Source organism: Alteribacillus sp. HJP-4 (genome assembly GCF_042139015.1).
Lineage (GTDB): Bacteria > Bacillota > Bacilli > Bacillales > Marinococcaceae > JBHIKY01.
The window spans coordinates 158,124-174,188 of the sequence record NZ_JBHIKY010000009.1 but is presented as its reverse complement, the minus strand read 5'-3'; the positions used below and the strand labels follow the sequence as shown (position 1 = coordinate 174,188).

General features: G+C 39.3%; 15 protein-coding genes and 2 pseudogenes. All 17 read right to left on the bottom strand.

Annotation, left to right across the window (positions count from 1 at the left end):
- Nucleotides 1–38: 38 nt before the first annotated feature.
- Nucleotides 39–671, bottom strand: coding sequence for a YesL family protein (locus ACE4RR_RS10990; RefSeq protein ID WP_375535469.1), 633 nt, complete (start codon nucleotides 669–671; stop codon nucleotides 39–41).
- 419 nt (nucleotides 672–1,090) lie between these two features.
- Nucleotides 1,091–1,293, bottom strand: a pseudogene (locus ACE4RR_RS10985) (mannonate dehydratase); the annotation flags it as partial.
- A 15-nt stretch (nucleotides 1,294–1,308) separates the two neighbouring features.
- Nucleotides 1,309–2,385: a Gfo/Idh/MocA family protein gene (locus ACE4RR_RS10980; protein ID WP_375535468.1), complete on the bottom strand. Its 1,077-nt coding sequence runs from the start codon at nucleotides 2,383–2,385 to the stop codon at nucleotides 1,309–1,311.
- 28 nt (nucleotides 2,386–2,413) lie between these two features.
- Nucleotides 2,414–3,568, bottom strand: a complete 1,155-nt coding sequence (locus ACE4RR_RS10975; protein WP_375535467.1) for a Gfo/Idh/MocA family protein — start codon at nucleotides 3,566–3,568, stop codon at nucleotides 2,414–2,416.
- 38 nt (nucleotides 3,569–3,606) lie between these two features.
- Nucleotides 3,607–4,461, bottom strand: a complete 855-nt coding sequence (locus ACE4RR_RS10970) for a carbohydrate ABC transporter permease (protein WP_375535466.1) — start codon at nucleotides 4,459–4,461, stop codon at nucleotides 3,607–3,609.
- A 15-nt stretch (nucleotides 4,462–4,476) separates the two neighbouring features.
- Nucleotides 4,477–5,343, bottom strand: a complete 867-nt coding sequence (locus ACE4RR_RS10965; RefSeq protein ID WP_375535465.1) for a carbohydrate ABC transporter permease — start codon at nucleotides 5,341–5,343, stop codon at nucleotides 4,477–4,479.
- A gap of 66 nt (nucleotides 5,344–5,409) precedes the next feature.
- Nucleotides 5,410–6,720, bottom strand: a complete 1,311-nt coding sequence (locus ACE4RR_RS10960) for an ABC transporter substrate-binding protein (protein WP_375535464.1) — start codon at nucleotides 6,718–6,720, stop codon at nucleotides 5,410–5,412.
- 486 nt (nucleotides 6,721–7,206) lie between these two features.
- Nucleotides 7,207–7,821 (bottom strand): YesL family protein, encoded by a 615-nt coding sequence (locus tag ACE4RR_RS10955; protein ID WP_375535463.1) that lies wholly within the window; start codon nucleotides 7,819–7,821, stop codon nucleotides 7,207–7,209.
- Nucleotides 7,822–8,245: 424 nt separating this feature from the next.
- The gene (locus ACE4RR_RS10950; protein ID WP_375535462.1) at nucleotides 8,246–9,076 is read right to left on the bottom strand and encodes a sugar phosphate isomerase/epimerase family protein; all 831 of its coding nucleotides are present in this window, start codon (nucleotides 9,074–9,076) and stop codon (nucleotides 8,246–8,248) included.
- 15 nt (nucleotides 9,077–9,091) lie between these two features.
- Nucleotides 9,092–10,168: a Gfo/Idh/MocA family protein gene (locus tag ACE4RR_RS10945; protein ID WP_375535461.1), complete on the bottom strand. Its 1,077-nt coding sequence runs from the start codon at nucleotides 10,166–10,168 to the stop codon at nucleotides 9,092–9,094.
- Between the two features lie 2 nt (nucleotides 10,169–10,170).
- Nucleotides 10,171–11,334, bottom strand: coding sequence for a Gfo/Idh/MocA family protein (locus ACE4RR_RS10940; protein WP_375535460.1), 1,164 nt, complete (start codon nucleotides 11,332–11,334; stop codon nucleotides 10,171–10,173).
- A 20-nt stretch (nucleotides 11,335–11,354) separates the two neighbouring features.
- Entirely contained in the window at nucleotides 11,355–12,359 is a 1,005-nt protein-coding gene (locus tag ACE4RR_RS10935; protein WP_375535459.1) for a LacI family DNA-binding transcriptional regulator, read from the bottom strand.
- Between the two features lie 116 nt (nucleotides 12,360–12,475).
- A complete protein-coding gene (locus tag ACE4RR_RS10930) occupies nucleotides 12,476–13,429 on the bottom strand; it encodes a C40 family peptidase (protein WP_375535458.1) in 954 nt (317 codons plus the stop codon).
- 441 nt (nucleotides 13,430–13,870) lie between these two features.
- Complete coding sequence (locus ACE4RR_RS10925) at nucleotides 13,871–14,521, bottom strand: hypothetical protein (protein ID WP_375535457.1); 651 nt, start codon at nucleotides 14,519–14,521, stop codon at nucleotides 13,871–13,873.
- 216 nt (nucleotides 14,522–14,737) lie between these two features.
- On the bottom strand, nucleotides 14,738–14,911 hold the full coding sequence (locus ACE4RR_RS10920; protein WP_375535456.1) for a hypothetical protein: 174 nt from the start codon (nucleotides 14,909–14,911) through the stop codon (nucleotides 14,738–14,740).
- A 145-nt stretch (nucleotides 14,912–15,056) separates the two neighbouring features.
- Nucleotides 15,057–15,434, bottom strand: a complete 378-nt coding sequence (locus tag ACE4RR_RS10915) for a Na-translocating system protein MpsC family protein (protein ID WP_375535487.1) — start codon at nucleotides 15,432–15,434, stop codon at nucleotides 15,057–15,059.
- Between the two features lie 39 nt (nucleotides 15,435–15,473).
- Nucleotides 15,474–15,688: pseudogene (locus ACE4RR_RS10910) on the bottom strand (Na-translocating system protein MpsC family protein); the annotation flags it as partial.
- Nucleotides 15,689–16,065: the final 377 nt, after the last annotated feature.

Genomic DNA, 16,065 nt, shown 5'->3' with positions numbered 1-16,065 from the left:
GTTATACTACCATTTCAGTTTAGACAAAAAATAATATATCATCCTGTTTCGGCCGCGGCTTTCTTTTTCACCTTGTTGAAAGCTTGATATGAGATCCACGTGATGGCAAAAGCGATGGCACTTCCGCTGAAAAAAAGAATTAACGCTGGAAATTTCAAAATGAAATTCCAATGAATAATAAACAGTATGAGGATGAATACTGACCGGAACGGATGCAAAATTGTTATCCAGAGGGTCTGTTGAAAATATTGAAGCATGTTTAAATCATAATGGACAAAGACTGGTGGAAAATATAAACAGAGGAGTCCCCAAACGATAAACGCAAGTACTAATACAATATACAATGGTTCTGAAAAGGCAGCTTCGAGGTTCATCACATATCGAATGTCTAAGTATAATAGAATGCCTGTCCCGGTTAATATACTGCCGAGAACATTGCTTTGGACCCAGCTTTTCTTGTAAGTTGTCCAGAAGGTACGGAATACAGGGATGTCTGTATGCTGCCTTATCCACTTCCGCGTCACTGCATACATCGCGATTGTAGCGGGCCATATCCCCAGCACAATTCCACCACAGAGGATGAATAGGATCCATAATAAATTCAAGTAAGTCAGCCTCATGATCCAATCCATCATAATAAATAGACCGCTCTTCCAGCTGCCAGCCTGCACAATCACCCCTCCTCCTAAAACCAGCATTCAAATGAAGCGCTTTCATTAAATATCTTAGTTTAAAGGATATACTATAATGAATTTTTTGAAAACCCTAAAAATACAATTTCTATAAAATATTTATAGGCTGAGGGTGAAATTATTGGTAAATGATCGATGGATAAGTGAAGTTAACTCTAAATAATCGAAATAATTCATTCGGGGATAAATAAGACCTTCTTGCTTTCCAGGTAAATTTTTCTTGCGATATTATTATACACTTCGTTTATTGAGTAAATTTTATGAAGAAGGAAGGTAGTATCATTGACGAGCGTGATCACTGTAATAGATCTTATTAAAATTTCGGCAATTCCAACTATAAATTGAGCATAATAGAAACACCGTCCATTTAATGAACGGTGTTTCAGGTTAGTACCACATTACTTTTCCTTTCTTCTTCTTTCTAAAGAATCCCATATACTTAATAAATACATAATTCCCAATGCCCTGTCATATAAACCATAACCAGGACGACCTTTTCCCCCCATATATGTCTTCCATGATCAGGTCTTAAGTATCCTTGAAATTGATTCTCATGATAAGCTTTTACTATTCCATAAATATCAACTGTTCCATCAGATGTTCTGTGGGAGGTGGATTATTTATCTATTTTTATAGCCATTTCCTGAGCTTTCACACATAAAGAAGCAGCTTTAAAAGCATGCTTTTGAGTCATCGCATTCTCTGTGCCATTTAAGCAGTCTAAAATAAACTCTCCGAAAAAAGGGTATCCAACTTTACCGGATAATGAAAAATGTTTTTCTCCTTCTTCATTAACTAAATATAAATGATCAGAAGTATTTTCTCTGGCAATATCAATATATTTCCTAACTTCAATATATCCTTTCGTACCTAATATAAACACCCGGCCATCCCCCCACGTACCCAGTCCATCAGGAGTAAGCCAGTCCACTCGAAAATAAAAACTAGCTCCATTATCTGCTATGAGAGTAGCATCACCAAAGTCTTGAAATAACGGATAATCTTTCATAGAATAATTGGCAACTTTACTATGCAGAACTTCGGCGTCCTGCGCTCCACTGTAAGATAGAAATTGTTCTATTTGATGACTTCCTATATCACATAAAATGCCTCCATACTTTTCTGGATCAAAGAACCAATCAGGCCGAGCCTTTGCATTTGCCCGGTGAGGGCCTGTGCCAATCACTTGTACAACCTTTCCAACAGCGTTTTCTTGTATTAATTGCCCTGCAAAAACAGCACTTTCCACATGAAGCCTTTCACTGTAATAAATGCCCCACTTTAACCCCGTTTTTGAGGTCAGCATTTCTGCCTGCTCAATATGCTCCAGTTTTGTAAATGCTGGTTTATCCACAAAATAATGCTTACCTGCTTCAAGCACTTTTACACCTAAACCAAAACGATCAGATGGAATATTAGCACTTGCCACAAGATTTATTGTTTGATCTTTTAATATCTCTGCTTCAGACTTTGCTTGATTAACCTCTTGAAATTGCTCACAAAACTTATCAACTTTTTCTTGATCAGGATCAAATACAGCCACCAGCTCTCCCCCGGCTTCAATTAATCCATTACACATTCCATTAATATGCCCATGATCAAGACCAATTGCCGCAAACTTAAACTCACCGCTCTTTACAACCCGGTTAACTTTTCCTTTTGGAGCATAATTCATCCCATCTTTTTTATTCATTTAATTAATCCTTTCTACTAAAAACAAATTATTTATAATTTCCGCCAGTTGTAATTTCATTTTCCTCAAAATCTTGTATATTGTTTTTCTTTTCATAAAAATAAGTCGCATTCTTTAATATTTTTTCGCGAGTGTAAAAAGGGCTGTCGCTATCCAAAGGGAGCTTTACTGTTTCTTGAAGGGTCGCTGATTGATAGATTGCAGTAATAAGCTCAAGAGTTTTGCGTCCTTGTTCTCCATTTACTAGCACATCGCTATTATTTTCGACAGCCATTAAAACATCATTGATCTGTCCAGTGTGCCCTTCATGCGAGAGATTTGGCTGAGTATCATAAACTTTTTGAATTGTAGAAGTTAATTCTTTATCATCTTCCGGAAAGCCGTTTTGTTTTGATCTTGATGCCTTTATTTTCCAGGGTACTGAAACACGGGCATTTTTTCCTTGAAATATTAATTGTTGTTCTTCTCCATGGTGCACTACTGAACTTGTTATTTGAGCTAAACTACCGTTTTTATAACGACCTATTGCTACAGAAAGATCTTCAATTTCTGCGTTGTCATGAGAGGTATTGCTTGTCACCGCTGTTATTTCTGAAGGCATACCATTCATCCACTGAAAAATATCTATATGGTGTACGGCATGATTTAAGGTGCACCCTCCGCCTTCTTTTTCCCAAGTTCCTCTCCACCACAAGTCATAATAGCTATGTCCTCTCCACCAAAAAGAGTCTACTTGAGTGTGCACAATAGGTCCCATTAATTTTGTTTCTAAGACCTTTTTAAGACTCATCATCTCAGTTTTAAATCGATTTTGAGCTACAATAGATAATTGTTTACCACTTTTTCTTGCTGCCTCATTCATCGCATCACATTCTTTTAGAGATGAAGCCATGGGTTTTTCAACGAGAACGTGTTTTCCGGAATTTAATAGAGCTATAGAGACTTCTGCGTGTGTGTACGGTGGTGTACAAACTGATACTAAATCGATATCATCACGATCAAGTAACTTCTTATAATTGTCTACGATATCAACTTCGAGATTATATTCTTTTGCCTTTTGTTGAGCCTTCTCAGGAGTAATATCACAAAAAGCTTTGATTCTACTTTTATCGGAAAACTGCATATAACCTTCTATATGAGAGGGACTTATAGCTCCCAGCCCAATTATTGCAACGTTTAACATAAAATCTCTCCTCTTTTATAAATAATTTATTATCTTGTTTAACCTTTAACTGCTCCATCAGCCATGCCCTTAATAATTTGCTCTTGAAAAATAACATATACTATTAACACAGGAATAATGGACAATATCACACCTGAAGCAATCAGCCCATATTCACTTAACTGTGATGATTGGAAACTCGCTAATCCTAAGGGTAATGTTTTTGTTGCATCTGAAGAAATTAGTACACTAGCGAATACATATTCGTTCCAAGCCGCTATAAAAACTAGTATTCCAACTGTGGCAAGACCAGGTTTACTCATGGGCAGGATAATTTTAAAAAATACGGACCAATAACTGCATCCATCAATAATAGCTGCCTCTTCCATTTCTTTAGGTAAGCCTTTCATAAATCCTACTAGTAAAAAAACGGTTTTTGGTAAATTCAAAGCAGTATACACAATAATAAGACCGATCAGTGTATCTCTGATTCCAAGTGTATGCATCTTAAAAAACATTGGAAAAATTAGTGATTGTAAAGGTATTGTGAGTCCGATAATAAATAAAATATATAATAGTAAATTACCACGGAAGTTAAACCTGGCTAGTGCGTATGAAATTGTGGTACCGAGAAAAAAACATAATAATACTGTAGAAACTGATACTATTAAACTGTTCCACAGATACAAACCCATATTTACATTTGTTAATGCAAAAATGTAGTTATTGAATTCTAAGGAGCTTGGGAGGCCAAATGGAGATGAAAAAATTTCTCTATTATCCTTAAAAGAGGTCATCAATACCCAGAAAAACAGCCCAAACGTTATAAAAAAGTAGCCCCATACAAATAAATATTTAAAAATTCTAGCCATAATATTTTTTTTATTTTTAGACTTATCCTGATTAGCACTCAAATTTTTTCACCCCTCTTAATCCTTAGGCTTTAATACTTTATTAATAACTAGAGTTATACCAATTACGATCACCATCATTGTGACTGCAATAGCATTTCCGTAGCCATAATCACTTTGTTCAAACCCTTGTTTATACATGTAAGTACCTGTCACTTCTGTTAAGTGCACCGGTCCTCCGTTTGTCAGAAGCAGGACATAATCAAATTGTTTGAATGCATAGGAAATACCTAATACTAAACAAATAAGAAGTACATTTCTAATTGATGGTAAAATAATATAAATTATTTTCTGGAGTGCATTAACTCCATCGATCTCTCCGGCTTCTAATAATTCATCAGGCACTGACTGTAGACCCGCAAATAATATAACCATCATTAATCCTATATAATTAAATACAAATGGTAACGAAACAGCGGTCATTGCAGTTAGAGGATCGGTGAGCCATGCTTTAGTTAAATTGTCCAGGCCTACCATGCGTAAGAAGGAATTTAAAATTCCAAAATTGGCCTCATATATAAATGAAAATGCTAGAGAAATCGCAACTGACGAGGTAATGACCGGAATAAAGTAAACGGTCCGTAAGAATTTATATCCTTTAACTCTTTGATAAATAAAATAAGCCAGAAAAAATCCGATAGGAATTTGTAAGAATATAACTAGAAAAACCCAATAGAAAGTATTTAATAATGATTTGTAAAAGATAGGATCCTGAAGCAAAGTTATGTAGTTCTCAAAAAATATGAATACTTTCTCTGAAATTCCATCCCATTCATGAAAACTATCTATAAAGGTGCTCGCTACTGGATTTAAAAAAAAGTAAGTATAAAAGAGCAGGGTAGGTAATATAAATGCTATCAGGATCCAACGCTGCTGTTGTACCATCTGACTAATCCCTCACTTTGTTTTAGAAGCGAAGGGTTTAAAGGACCCTTCGCACCTAATCATCACTTATTCAAATTGGACACTTGGATGTTCCTTAATAAGTTCATTCATTCCTTTTACATATTCATCAGGTGCTAAATCTTGTTGTAACAATGCATCTGTCATAGACCAATAATCACTCTCTACATCTTGAGAGAATAATTGTTCATCATAGGAAGGTACAACATTTTCTTCATTTTCGATCAATTCCATAATTTGATTCATTATAGGACTAACCTCGGAAGGATCGTAGTCTACATTAACAGCTGTTGGATTTGAAATATCTTCTACGAAACCTTTCCCCACTTCCGGACCTGCAATTTCTTTAATTAATTCCCAAGCTGCTTCCCGCTTTTCAGGATCTTCGTAAGCTTCTTTGCTCATGTAAGCAAAATGGCCTGTTCCTGCTATTGTGGTCGAAGTTGAATCTTGATCACCTAGCGGAAAAGGTATTACTTCATATTTCTCTTCCATTTCCGGGTCAATCTCCCCAGCCGTCCAACTATGTTGATAAAACATTGGAGATTGCTCTTGATTAAAAAGTTCGAAAGACTGAGCTGTCTCTAAAGATTGATATCCCTCCGGAAACGCCCCCATTGCTGATAGTCCAGCTACTTTTGCTGCAGCATCTTCTAAATCTTCTCCAAATGGTTCTTCAGCAGTAGCGTAACTAATCATACTTTGTGTATCATTTTTTTGAGCAAACCAAGTTAACATCATATAACGAGCGCTATGATTATTTGCAGCAAATGGTATGAGCCCTGCTTCTTTAAATTGCTCCACCGCTGCCACCAACTCGTCATATGTAGTAGGTATATCTACATTGTGCTCTTCAAAAAGGTCCTTATTAATCATCATGTAATAACTGTATGCTTGAAATGGGAGGCCATATACGCCGCCCTGGTACTCTACAGGATTGTAAGCGTCTTCAATATATCGATCAGTCATTTCATCATCTTCTTCGATCATGTCTGACAAATCAGGTATTAAATCATTTTTGATATAATTTTCCACTCTTCTCATACCCCAGTGAGTAAATACATCAGGTGGATCTCCCGCAGACATTTCAGTTCGAAGTTGATCTAAAATATCATTGCCTGGAGCTGTCTGAATATCCAATGAAACATTTTCATTTTCTTCATCAAACTGTTCTAGAGTCGGTTCAATAACTGGAGCTTGTGGTTGACTGCCAGAAAAACTGTGTAAAACTCTTAAGTTCACTTCATTTCCTGAGTCCTGATTTTCTCCATTAGAATCTTCTCCTTGACTACAACCAGCAATTAGTAGAATAAATAACATTAAAAATACAAAACTAAAAATTGATTTTTGTTTACCCACTCTTTTTCCCTCCATAAATTAAAATTCTAAATTGAAAATGTCATTTACCACCGCCAATTTAATATATAAAGTGCTTTCAGAAATATTTACAGGATACTAATATACTTGTATACTAGCATCCTGATTTTTTTTTGTCAATTCAAAATATTTAATTGAAAAACAAGGGGCTGTAGCAAAAGCCCCTTTTTATAGAAAAAGTAGTATCCTAAATAGAAGATAGCAGGGGACAAGTCCGAAGACTCCAGTGGGAAGAGCAGCGGCTGAAGATCCGCCGGGCGCGGGTTTCGCCCGGTTAGCTGAAGCGCTGCCCACGGAAAGCGAAGGACTTGTCCATTGCTTTTTTTACCATACAAAAGGGGCAAGTATCATTTATGATACAGCCCCTTGAACGATAAGATATTAAATTCATCTCTTATTTGTGTCTACTTTTGCAAAATATTAGGTTATTGTTTGATTAAATCATGCAAATCAAACGAATGAATTGGATTACTTCCCACACTCTCCAACCAAATCTTTAAATATCACTTTTGAGACTATATAAGCTACTACACTACCCCCAAAAAATATAAATGAGGCTGGAAAGAGATAAATCAAATATATTACAATCAAAATGGCGAACACCATACCACACGTGTGTATGGGTTTTAATAGAAAAATGATTATAACTTGTTTAAAATAATCTTTTATTTTTAAATCATAATAAACGATGGCAGCTGGAAGGTATAGTACCTGGATAAACCAAACTAATAATGTCATTCCAAGAGCAAATTGCCCAGCATTCGAAAGAATTCCATTAAAAGATAGTATATATGTAAGATTAATATATATAACCAGACCTGTAACCAGCATCACCCCTCCTATAAAATTACTAGTTTTCCATTCATTTTTATAAACTTCCCAAAATATATTAAAGGTCTTAACTTCGTTATTCCCTCTGTCCCAACGTCTAATAACGGCATACATTGCAACTGTTGACGGCCAAAAACCAAATAACACAAATCCAAATATTGTAAATATCATCCACAAAAAATTTAAATAAGCCAGTCTAAGAACCAATTCTGAGAATGCAATAAACTTATTACCGCTGGATGATTCATTCATTCACTTCCTCCTACAATGTTTGTTGTTGAATACAACAATTTTATATTATGCCTGTTTACGTTATAAATATCCATAAAGTATTCTTCTAATTTTATTAAATTAAATTCATAAGAACTTTTCTGAGTAAAATCACGACATTTCGATTGTAACGTAAGACGACGACTCCAGCCGCAGGAGTTTGATGCTGAGAAAACTGTAGCCCAGCCCCGGAACAGCAATCGCCTGGAGCAGAATCGAATGATAGAGTGAACATGACTGTTACAATTCGAATATATTACATAAATTGAGTTATGAAAATCATTCAGTTATCTGACAAATACAGGTAAAATAAAAAGAAAATCCCTAAAGTATAATACTATCAAATTCAAAAGAATTAGTATTATCTACTTTAGGGATATATTTTATAAATTACGTTTTCATTCTTCTACAGTGTTAACTTTAACTCGTTTGTTACAAACTCACGGCAAGTTTTCAAACTTTGATAAGGAGTGCTCGTTGATTTATCTATTTCAACTGTCATCCAGCCGTCATAGCCTGTGTCTTTTAAGTAGGAAGTGACTTCTTTCAAAGAAGATGGAAGGGTTCCCAGTCCCAGTTCACAGAATATCGGCATCGCTTCATTTCCGGAGAGAATGGGAAAGTCCTCAGCACTTGCCTGGTCCGGTGAAATGTCCTTTAAATGGACGTATTCGATACGGCTGCGGTATCTCTTTATCACCTCGAGCGGGTCCATGCCTGCTTTTGCGAGATGGGCGGTGTCCGGACAGAAATAAACATAATCCGGGTCTGTCATCTCCATGATGGCATCAAGTTCATTTTCATTTTGTATTTCTGTTCCCAAATGCGGATGTACACAAGCCTTGACGCCCAGGTCGTGGCAGCTTTTGGCTGCTTCGTTGATTGCTTCGGCCGCAGCCTTTAATTCATCAAGCGTAGTTCCGCCTTCACTGCGGGGACCCTGCGGACCAAATACAATTCGGTCGCTTCCGTTTGCCGCAAGAAATTTTGCCACTCTCGTGTTTTCCTCAACAATAGCAGCTTTTTTGGCCGGCTCACTGAATCTGCCGCCGCCATACAGCGCTGACAATTGAAATCCATGTTCGTTTAATAATGCTTGGAATGTTTCCAAATCATTTTCATAGTTCATAGCCAGATGGGTAAATGTTTCACAGCCGCGGTACCCGAGCTCAGAGGCTTCCTTCATCCCTGTTAATAAGTTCTCGCCCCATGTAATTAAATGACAGGACACTTTCATATTTTCACTCTCCTATTAAAAAGTTTTTATAGATTCCAGCCGTGCTGGCTTTTCAGTAGTGCTTGAGACATTATAATGCGTGCCTTCCTCCGATGATATGTGAAATGCATGCATGAGCTCAAGCACGTGATATAACAGGTTTCCATTGGCGCGGTGCGGACGTTCTTCTAAAATTGCCTCTGCCATATCAGCCAGGCCGATGCCTCTGCTGTTTTCTATGCTGCCATGCGTGAGCGGCACCTCCTTAAAGGTTTCGTCCCCCATCTTTTTAAGGCGTACCGTGCCGCCGAAATGATTCGGATCAGGTACAGAAAGTGTTCCTCTTTCTCCATAAATTTCGATCCTCGGCAGATTGTTTCCGAACGTATCAAAGCTCGTTACGATCGTACCGACTGCACCATTTTCAAAATCGAGCACACCGGAAATATGGGTAGGAATTTCTACTGGTATCTCCCGCCCTTCCGGTGTCCGACGGACAGCAAAAGATCGCTGGGCTGAGCCTGTTACTCTTTTCACAGGTCCTATCATTGCAATCAGAGCGGTTAAATAATACGGCCCCATATCAAACATCGGGCCTCCCCCCTCCTGATAATAAAAATCGGGGTTAGGATGCCAGCTCTCTACCCCACCGCTCATAAAAAATGCGCTTGCCGCAACCGGTCTGCCAATTTCGCCGTCTTCAACCAGCTGCAGGCAGGTCTGCAGGCCGCCCCCAAGAAAGGTGTCCGGTGCTCCGCCTACATACAATCCCTTTTGTTCAGCCGTATCAAGAATTATTTTGGCATCCTGTAAGGATATCGATAATGGCTTTTCGACATAAACATGCTTACCTGAATCAAGCGCCGAGAGACAAACCTCTGCATGAGCGGCCGGTATGGTTAAATTGAGAACAATATCAATCTCATTGTCCTGCAGCAGCTCCGGTACAGTATACGCCTTCGGGATATTAAACTTCTCTGCCTTCGCCTGGGCTCGTTCAATTTCCAGGTCCGCACACGCCACAACTTCTAATGATTGAAATCTCTGACAGTTCTTTAAGTAGATATCACTAATTACTCCGCATCCAATAAGTCCCGCTTTTAATTTTTTCATCGTTAACGACCTCCAACTGTTATCCATTGCCTGGTTTCGGCAGATTTTACTATTGCTGCTAAAATTTGCTGATTTTTTACCCCATCTACAAAGTTAGGGGAAGGGGAAAAACCTTCTTTAATACCGTCCATCAATTCAGCAAGCAGGTTAATAAAGGTGTGCTCATAGCCAATAATATGTCCGGCCGGCCAGTAAGCTCCTGCATACGGGTGTTCCTCTTCCGTGCAATGAATTTTTCTAAAGCCCTGCAGGCCTGTTTCATCATCGTGAAAATACACATCAAGATTATTCATATTTTCCATATCCCAGCGGACCGACCCCTTTGAGCCGTTAATTTCAAAACGGTTGCCATTTCTGTTGCCTCCGGCAAACCTAGTGGCTTCGAATACACCTACGGCGCCATTTTCAAAATGAGCAAGAAACGCAGAGGTGTCATCCACCTCGACATTACCGACTTTATCCTTACTGCCCATGCCGGATAAGCCTCCGCTGGCTTCAGCCGCAGGACGCTCTTTAATAAAGGTTTTCATTGTTGAAACAACCTCTGCAATGTCTCCCACTAAAAAACGGGCTAAATCTATACTATGAGCTCCAATATCCCCGAGCGCTCCGGTTCCTGATACCTCTTTTGAAAGTCTCCATACGAGTGGAAATGCCGGGTCCATAATCCAATCCTGTAAGTAAGTTGCGCGCATATGATAGATTTCTCCCAAACGCCCTTCTTCGATGAGCCGTTTCGCATATGCAACAGCCGGCACGAAACGGTAATTATGAGAGATCATATGAACAACTTTATTTCGTTCGACAGCTTCGGCCATGCGTTCTGCCTGTTCTACCGTAAGTGACAATGGCTTCTCGCAGATAACATGTTTACCGGCTTCTGCAGCTGCTACAGCGATTTCTTCATGCGTATTGTTAGGGGTAACGATGTCAATTAAATCAATGTCATCTCTTTCGATAAGCCGCCGCCAATCAGTTTCATAGGAGTTCCACCCCATTTTTTCTGCAGCCTGCCTGACGTTTTCCTCGTTTCGACCAGCAATTGCCTGCATTACCGGTTCCACCTCTTTGTCAAAATAAAACGGTAAATCACGGTATGCATGACTGTGTGCCTTCCCCATAAACTGGTAACCTATCATTCCAACACGAACCTTAGACGAACCCATCGTCATCACTCCTTTTTGAATTATGAGGTGGAAGAGCTTCTTATCTGCAGCACAGCAGGAAGCATGTTCCTATTAATAGCCGGTTCCCTGTTTATTTGCTTTAACAGTTGATCTACGGCGAGCTTGCCCATTTCATAAAAAGGTACCTGTACTGATGAGAGCGGGGGATCAATATATTCAGCCATTTCTGAATCGTCATATCCGATAATAGCAATATCATTTCCCGGCCTGATGTTTTTTTCCTTGAGCCGTTGAATTATTCCGATGGCCATCCGGTCATTGGCAGCAAAAATAGCAGTTGGACGGGGGCGCATCGTTAAAATTTTGTCTGTCGCCTCATATCCGCTTTTTTTACTGTAATTTCCTGTGATAACAGGGATAGGATCGATCGATAATCTTCGGCAGGCTTTTTCAACTCCTTCCCGCCGTTGCTGACTGTTGGCAAATCGTTCTTCTCCATTTAAAAACACGATTTCACGGTGTCCCTGCGCAGCCAGGTGCTCTATCGCCTCGCAGCTCCCCTGCACGTGATCGGCATCAATGGAAGATGGATCTTTCTCATGTAAAGAGTTACTGATCAGTACATAAGGATAACCTTCTTTTTTCACCTCCATTAAATGTTCTCTTTCAGAAACCAGTGTCCCTAGAAAAAGAGCCCCGTCAATTTTTTTATTTTGGTAATATGTTCGATAGTCCACGTTTTGTTTCCTTGCATCCCTGTAAAAAAGCACGATATCATAGCCGGACTGGTTCGCGGCAATACTTGCTCCATTTAGAATTTCTGCAAAATAATCGGAAGAAAGTGTTCTGGCTTTCGGAATATATGGAAGCACAACACCGATATTCATGCTTTTCTTCTTGGCAAAGCTCTGAGCAAGAGCATTAGGATAATAATCGAGCTCCCTCGCTGCCTGCTCTACCTTTTCCCTTGTGACAGCGTTTACAATGCCCGGCTCATTAAAAACTCGTGACACAGTTGCTTCTGAAACGCCAGCTTTTGCCGCTACTTCCTTTCTTGTTGACATTTTATTTCTCCTTCATTATGTACGCGCGTTCATTTCCATTTTATTTTACATCCATAATCTGACTTCGTCAATAAAAACAACATCCCTTTTGAAATTATCAAAAGGGATGCCGCCACCTATATTCTTCCGGATTCCATATATTTTTTTCCCCAATTGGAATCACCTAGATTCGAGACGGTAACACCCGCCCGCTCATCGGCGTGAATGAATTTACCTCCGCCCAGAAAAAGGCCTGCATGTGATACGGCCTCCTCCTGCTGAAAAAACACAATATCTCCCGGCTGTGGTTTATCCGAGGGAGTGGTTCTAACATACATATCTGAGAGATCGGCGGGTATCATTTTACCAGCTTCGGCGAAAACATAATGCAGAAATCCGCCGCTGTCAAACCCGCCTGGTGTATCTCCATTCTTATGATAAGGAGTTCCGCTGTAGCTTCTTGCAATATCAATCACATTTTCAGAAAAATTAACAGCTGCATCGGCTGCTTGCGTTTGTGATTCATTATTGTTTTCTGGTGCTGCTTTCACTACGCCTATTTCCAGCGCCGAAAAAGTCTGGGGGCCGTAAATACCATCTTCCTGCAGCCCATTTTCCTGCTGATAGGAACGAACAGCTCTGGCAGTATCCGCGCCGAACACTCCATCAAGGGCAGATTTATAAATGCCTCGATTCTCCAGGATCATTTGAAGATCTCGAACGTCATTGCCGCGCATTCCCTGGCGCAGAGATCGTGAAACAGCTTCAGTTTTTACTGACGGGGGTGCAGCCTGCACCTTAGCTTCACTGACGCTGATTGCACCAAAGGTCTGCGGGCCGGCAATGCCATCAGCTCCTATTCCAATGGCGTCCTGGTACGTTTTCAACGCTTTTTCTGTCAGGGGACCAAAAATGCCGTCTATCTGATCCTCTAAATAGCCGTTCGATTTAAGCCAATCCTGAAGTTCAGAAACGTCCGCATCTTTCATCCCCTGTTTAAGTGTCTGATCCCCTGCCACTGCATCTGAGGCGATCGGTGAAAACAGAAGCGCTGCTGATAATAGTGTGGTCAAAACATACTTTCTCACCATGATTGCTTCGCCATTATTTTAATCAATTATTGGAATGAAGGTATCGGTAAAAGCAGGAGCGAATGGCGAATTTTCACCTCCTGAATCACATCATTTATTCTGGTCAATGTTGTTTGTTTGAAAACTTTGATTTACCCACTAGTATTATAGGCAGGTAATAAAGAAGCATCAATATGTAAGCTCACATTGATAAATGATTGTAATGAGATGTAATAAACAGCTCTATTAATTTGAACAATGGCCATACTGGATGCGGACAGGAGATGCGTTATTATTTTGACCAGCTGCCATCGCTAATAGTCCTTCTTACGCGCATGTTTTTCTTTGTACTACATGAAGTTTTATCTTCTGAAAAGTTTGGAGTATATGAAAAGCGTGAAGGAAAAGCCGGGGACTCTTTAACCGAATCCCCGGCTTATATGTACGTACATTTCTTTTTACCTATAATTCAAGGACCTTTTGATCGGTAATATAGTTGATCAGTTTGGTCGTATCAAAATCTTCGTTAACGACATATCGACTGCGCTGATTTGGCTCAGGTTTTTTTATAATCTCGAGCTTCACACTGAAACGGAAAAGTAGTGTAATGAACTGCCTCATAGTGGAGGCCTGGTAAGTAGAATGTTTTTCAAGGCTGGCTGTGAAATGTTCATAATAATCCTTCGAAGAAAAAGGATCCACGCCTTTCCAGAAGGAAAGATTTTCAAGAAAGGTTTGAAAGAATTCAAGGCTTACCGCGTATGTCTGAGGAGATTTTTTAAACTTCAACAAATTTTCCGCTTCGATATAGTATAAGTAGAGTGTATCACGCTTAGCTGCTGATGCATTTTGACTATTCACCTGGTGGTTTAGTGAAGCTTGTACTGGAGCAGATTTTTTTGCGACAGGCGCAAGTAAATCATTAGTAGCTTCCTGATTAACAGAAAGATCTACTTGTCGCAGACCTGCTCTTATTTCTGAACCATGGATAAATGCTTCCATATCAGAAAGGGCTTTTAAATGAGCGACTGCTTCCTCCGCCCGTGTAAAATTCTTATGCTGAATGGCCTCATGAAGAGCATTCTGCAATTGCTGATTTAAATCAGATAGCATACGTATAGAAACTCCTTTCATTATTTTGCGGTGATCACAAGAACAGTATTCAAATCAGTTAATAAAAGCGTTTTCTATTGTGAACACTGTTTGATCATGCCGACCACTATTTTATTATACACAAGATACACACGTTGCGAGCACTTTTTTTACACGAGAAAAAGCTGCGGCAGGACCACCCGCAGCAGTTTGTGGTAAAAATTTAAGAGAGACCGTTTATTTGCAATAATCGCAGCGCTCGTATTTCTTTTCTTTAATCAATTTATTAATATAACTTTCGTCGTGAGAGCCTTCCCTCTGCAGTAAAGGAGTTTCTTGAAAATTGCAAAGGTCCCCTGCATATGGTGTTCGATGAATAAGCTGCATAGAGTGGTCAATAATAAATTTCATGCAAGATACCTCTTTTCTTAAGTTCCATGGAAATCAAATGTACAAGCATTTTCAAGAGACAGTTTTTTCCATTAAAAAAACCGAAAAAGATCGCGGAGATCTCTTTCGGCTTATGTCCAGCTTTAATATCCGGCTCATTTCCACCTTAACGGGGAGGTTGTAATATGAATATGAAATAGCTTTTATCCAGCTGGAAGTCCCAATCTACAAATGTATCTAAAACACCTGTTTGAAGGATCTTTTCAAGGTTCTGGTTGTTGATGAGGCCCTTTTCCAGGTGGCGTTTAGTGAGCTTTAAATTTTCTTCAAAGCCCGCTCGTATTAATTCCTTTTCAATACGAACGAGGATGCCCTTGCGGAGTACAATTAATGTCCGCTCATTCAACAAATAAGAATCGACATGAGTCGGTGTCTTTTCTGCCTGCTGACTCGCCCATACAACTTCATTATGAAGCTGTTTTCTACCTGTATACTCATCAGGGAGTTGATCCGCATCTCCTTCATGAAGCACCGCCAGGACCATACCTGAGCGGTTAGACAGCGACCAGTCATAATACATTTCTTTCACGTCGAGACCGGAAGCTCTCAGCGTCGCTCGCATTTCCGGAAGAAGCTCCTCCATTAAAAGATCTCTTGTTTCCTCTATCTTCTGCCCTTTATTTTGATCCAGCAGCACACGCTCCATCGGTGCAAGGAATCTCTCAGATAGATCGAAACAAAAGGCCTTTTAATCGTAACATAGACGGAAGAAGGGCCTTTACCAAAGTTATCTCTCAATAGCTTGCCAGTGTAGCTGGCTATTTCTGCTTGAAGTGAATTTTTTTCCAATGGGATACATCCTTTTTTATAAGACGGGACTTTATTTTCCAGTCTCTTAGATTATTGTATCAGAAGTATGTAGGAGGAAAAAAGCATCGCACCACTTATTCCATGTTTTTTTACAATTGTACCACTTTTTCATAGATAACATTTATTTTGTCCAGGGCAGTTTGAATTATCCATTATAACATGAATTAAAACAATGATTATCCGGTGTTTTCCTATAGCCTCTGCATGGCCGTTTCCCCTGTCTAAATGAGTTATCGTATTAATAAACTGTAAAAATTGATTGTACACTATTAAACATTCTGCCTCGTACTAATATAGCCGAGGAT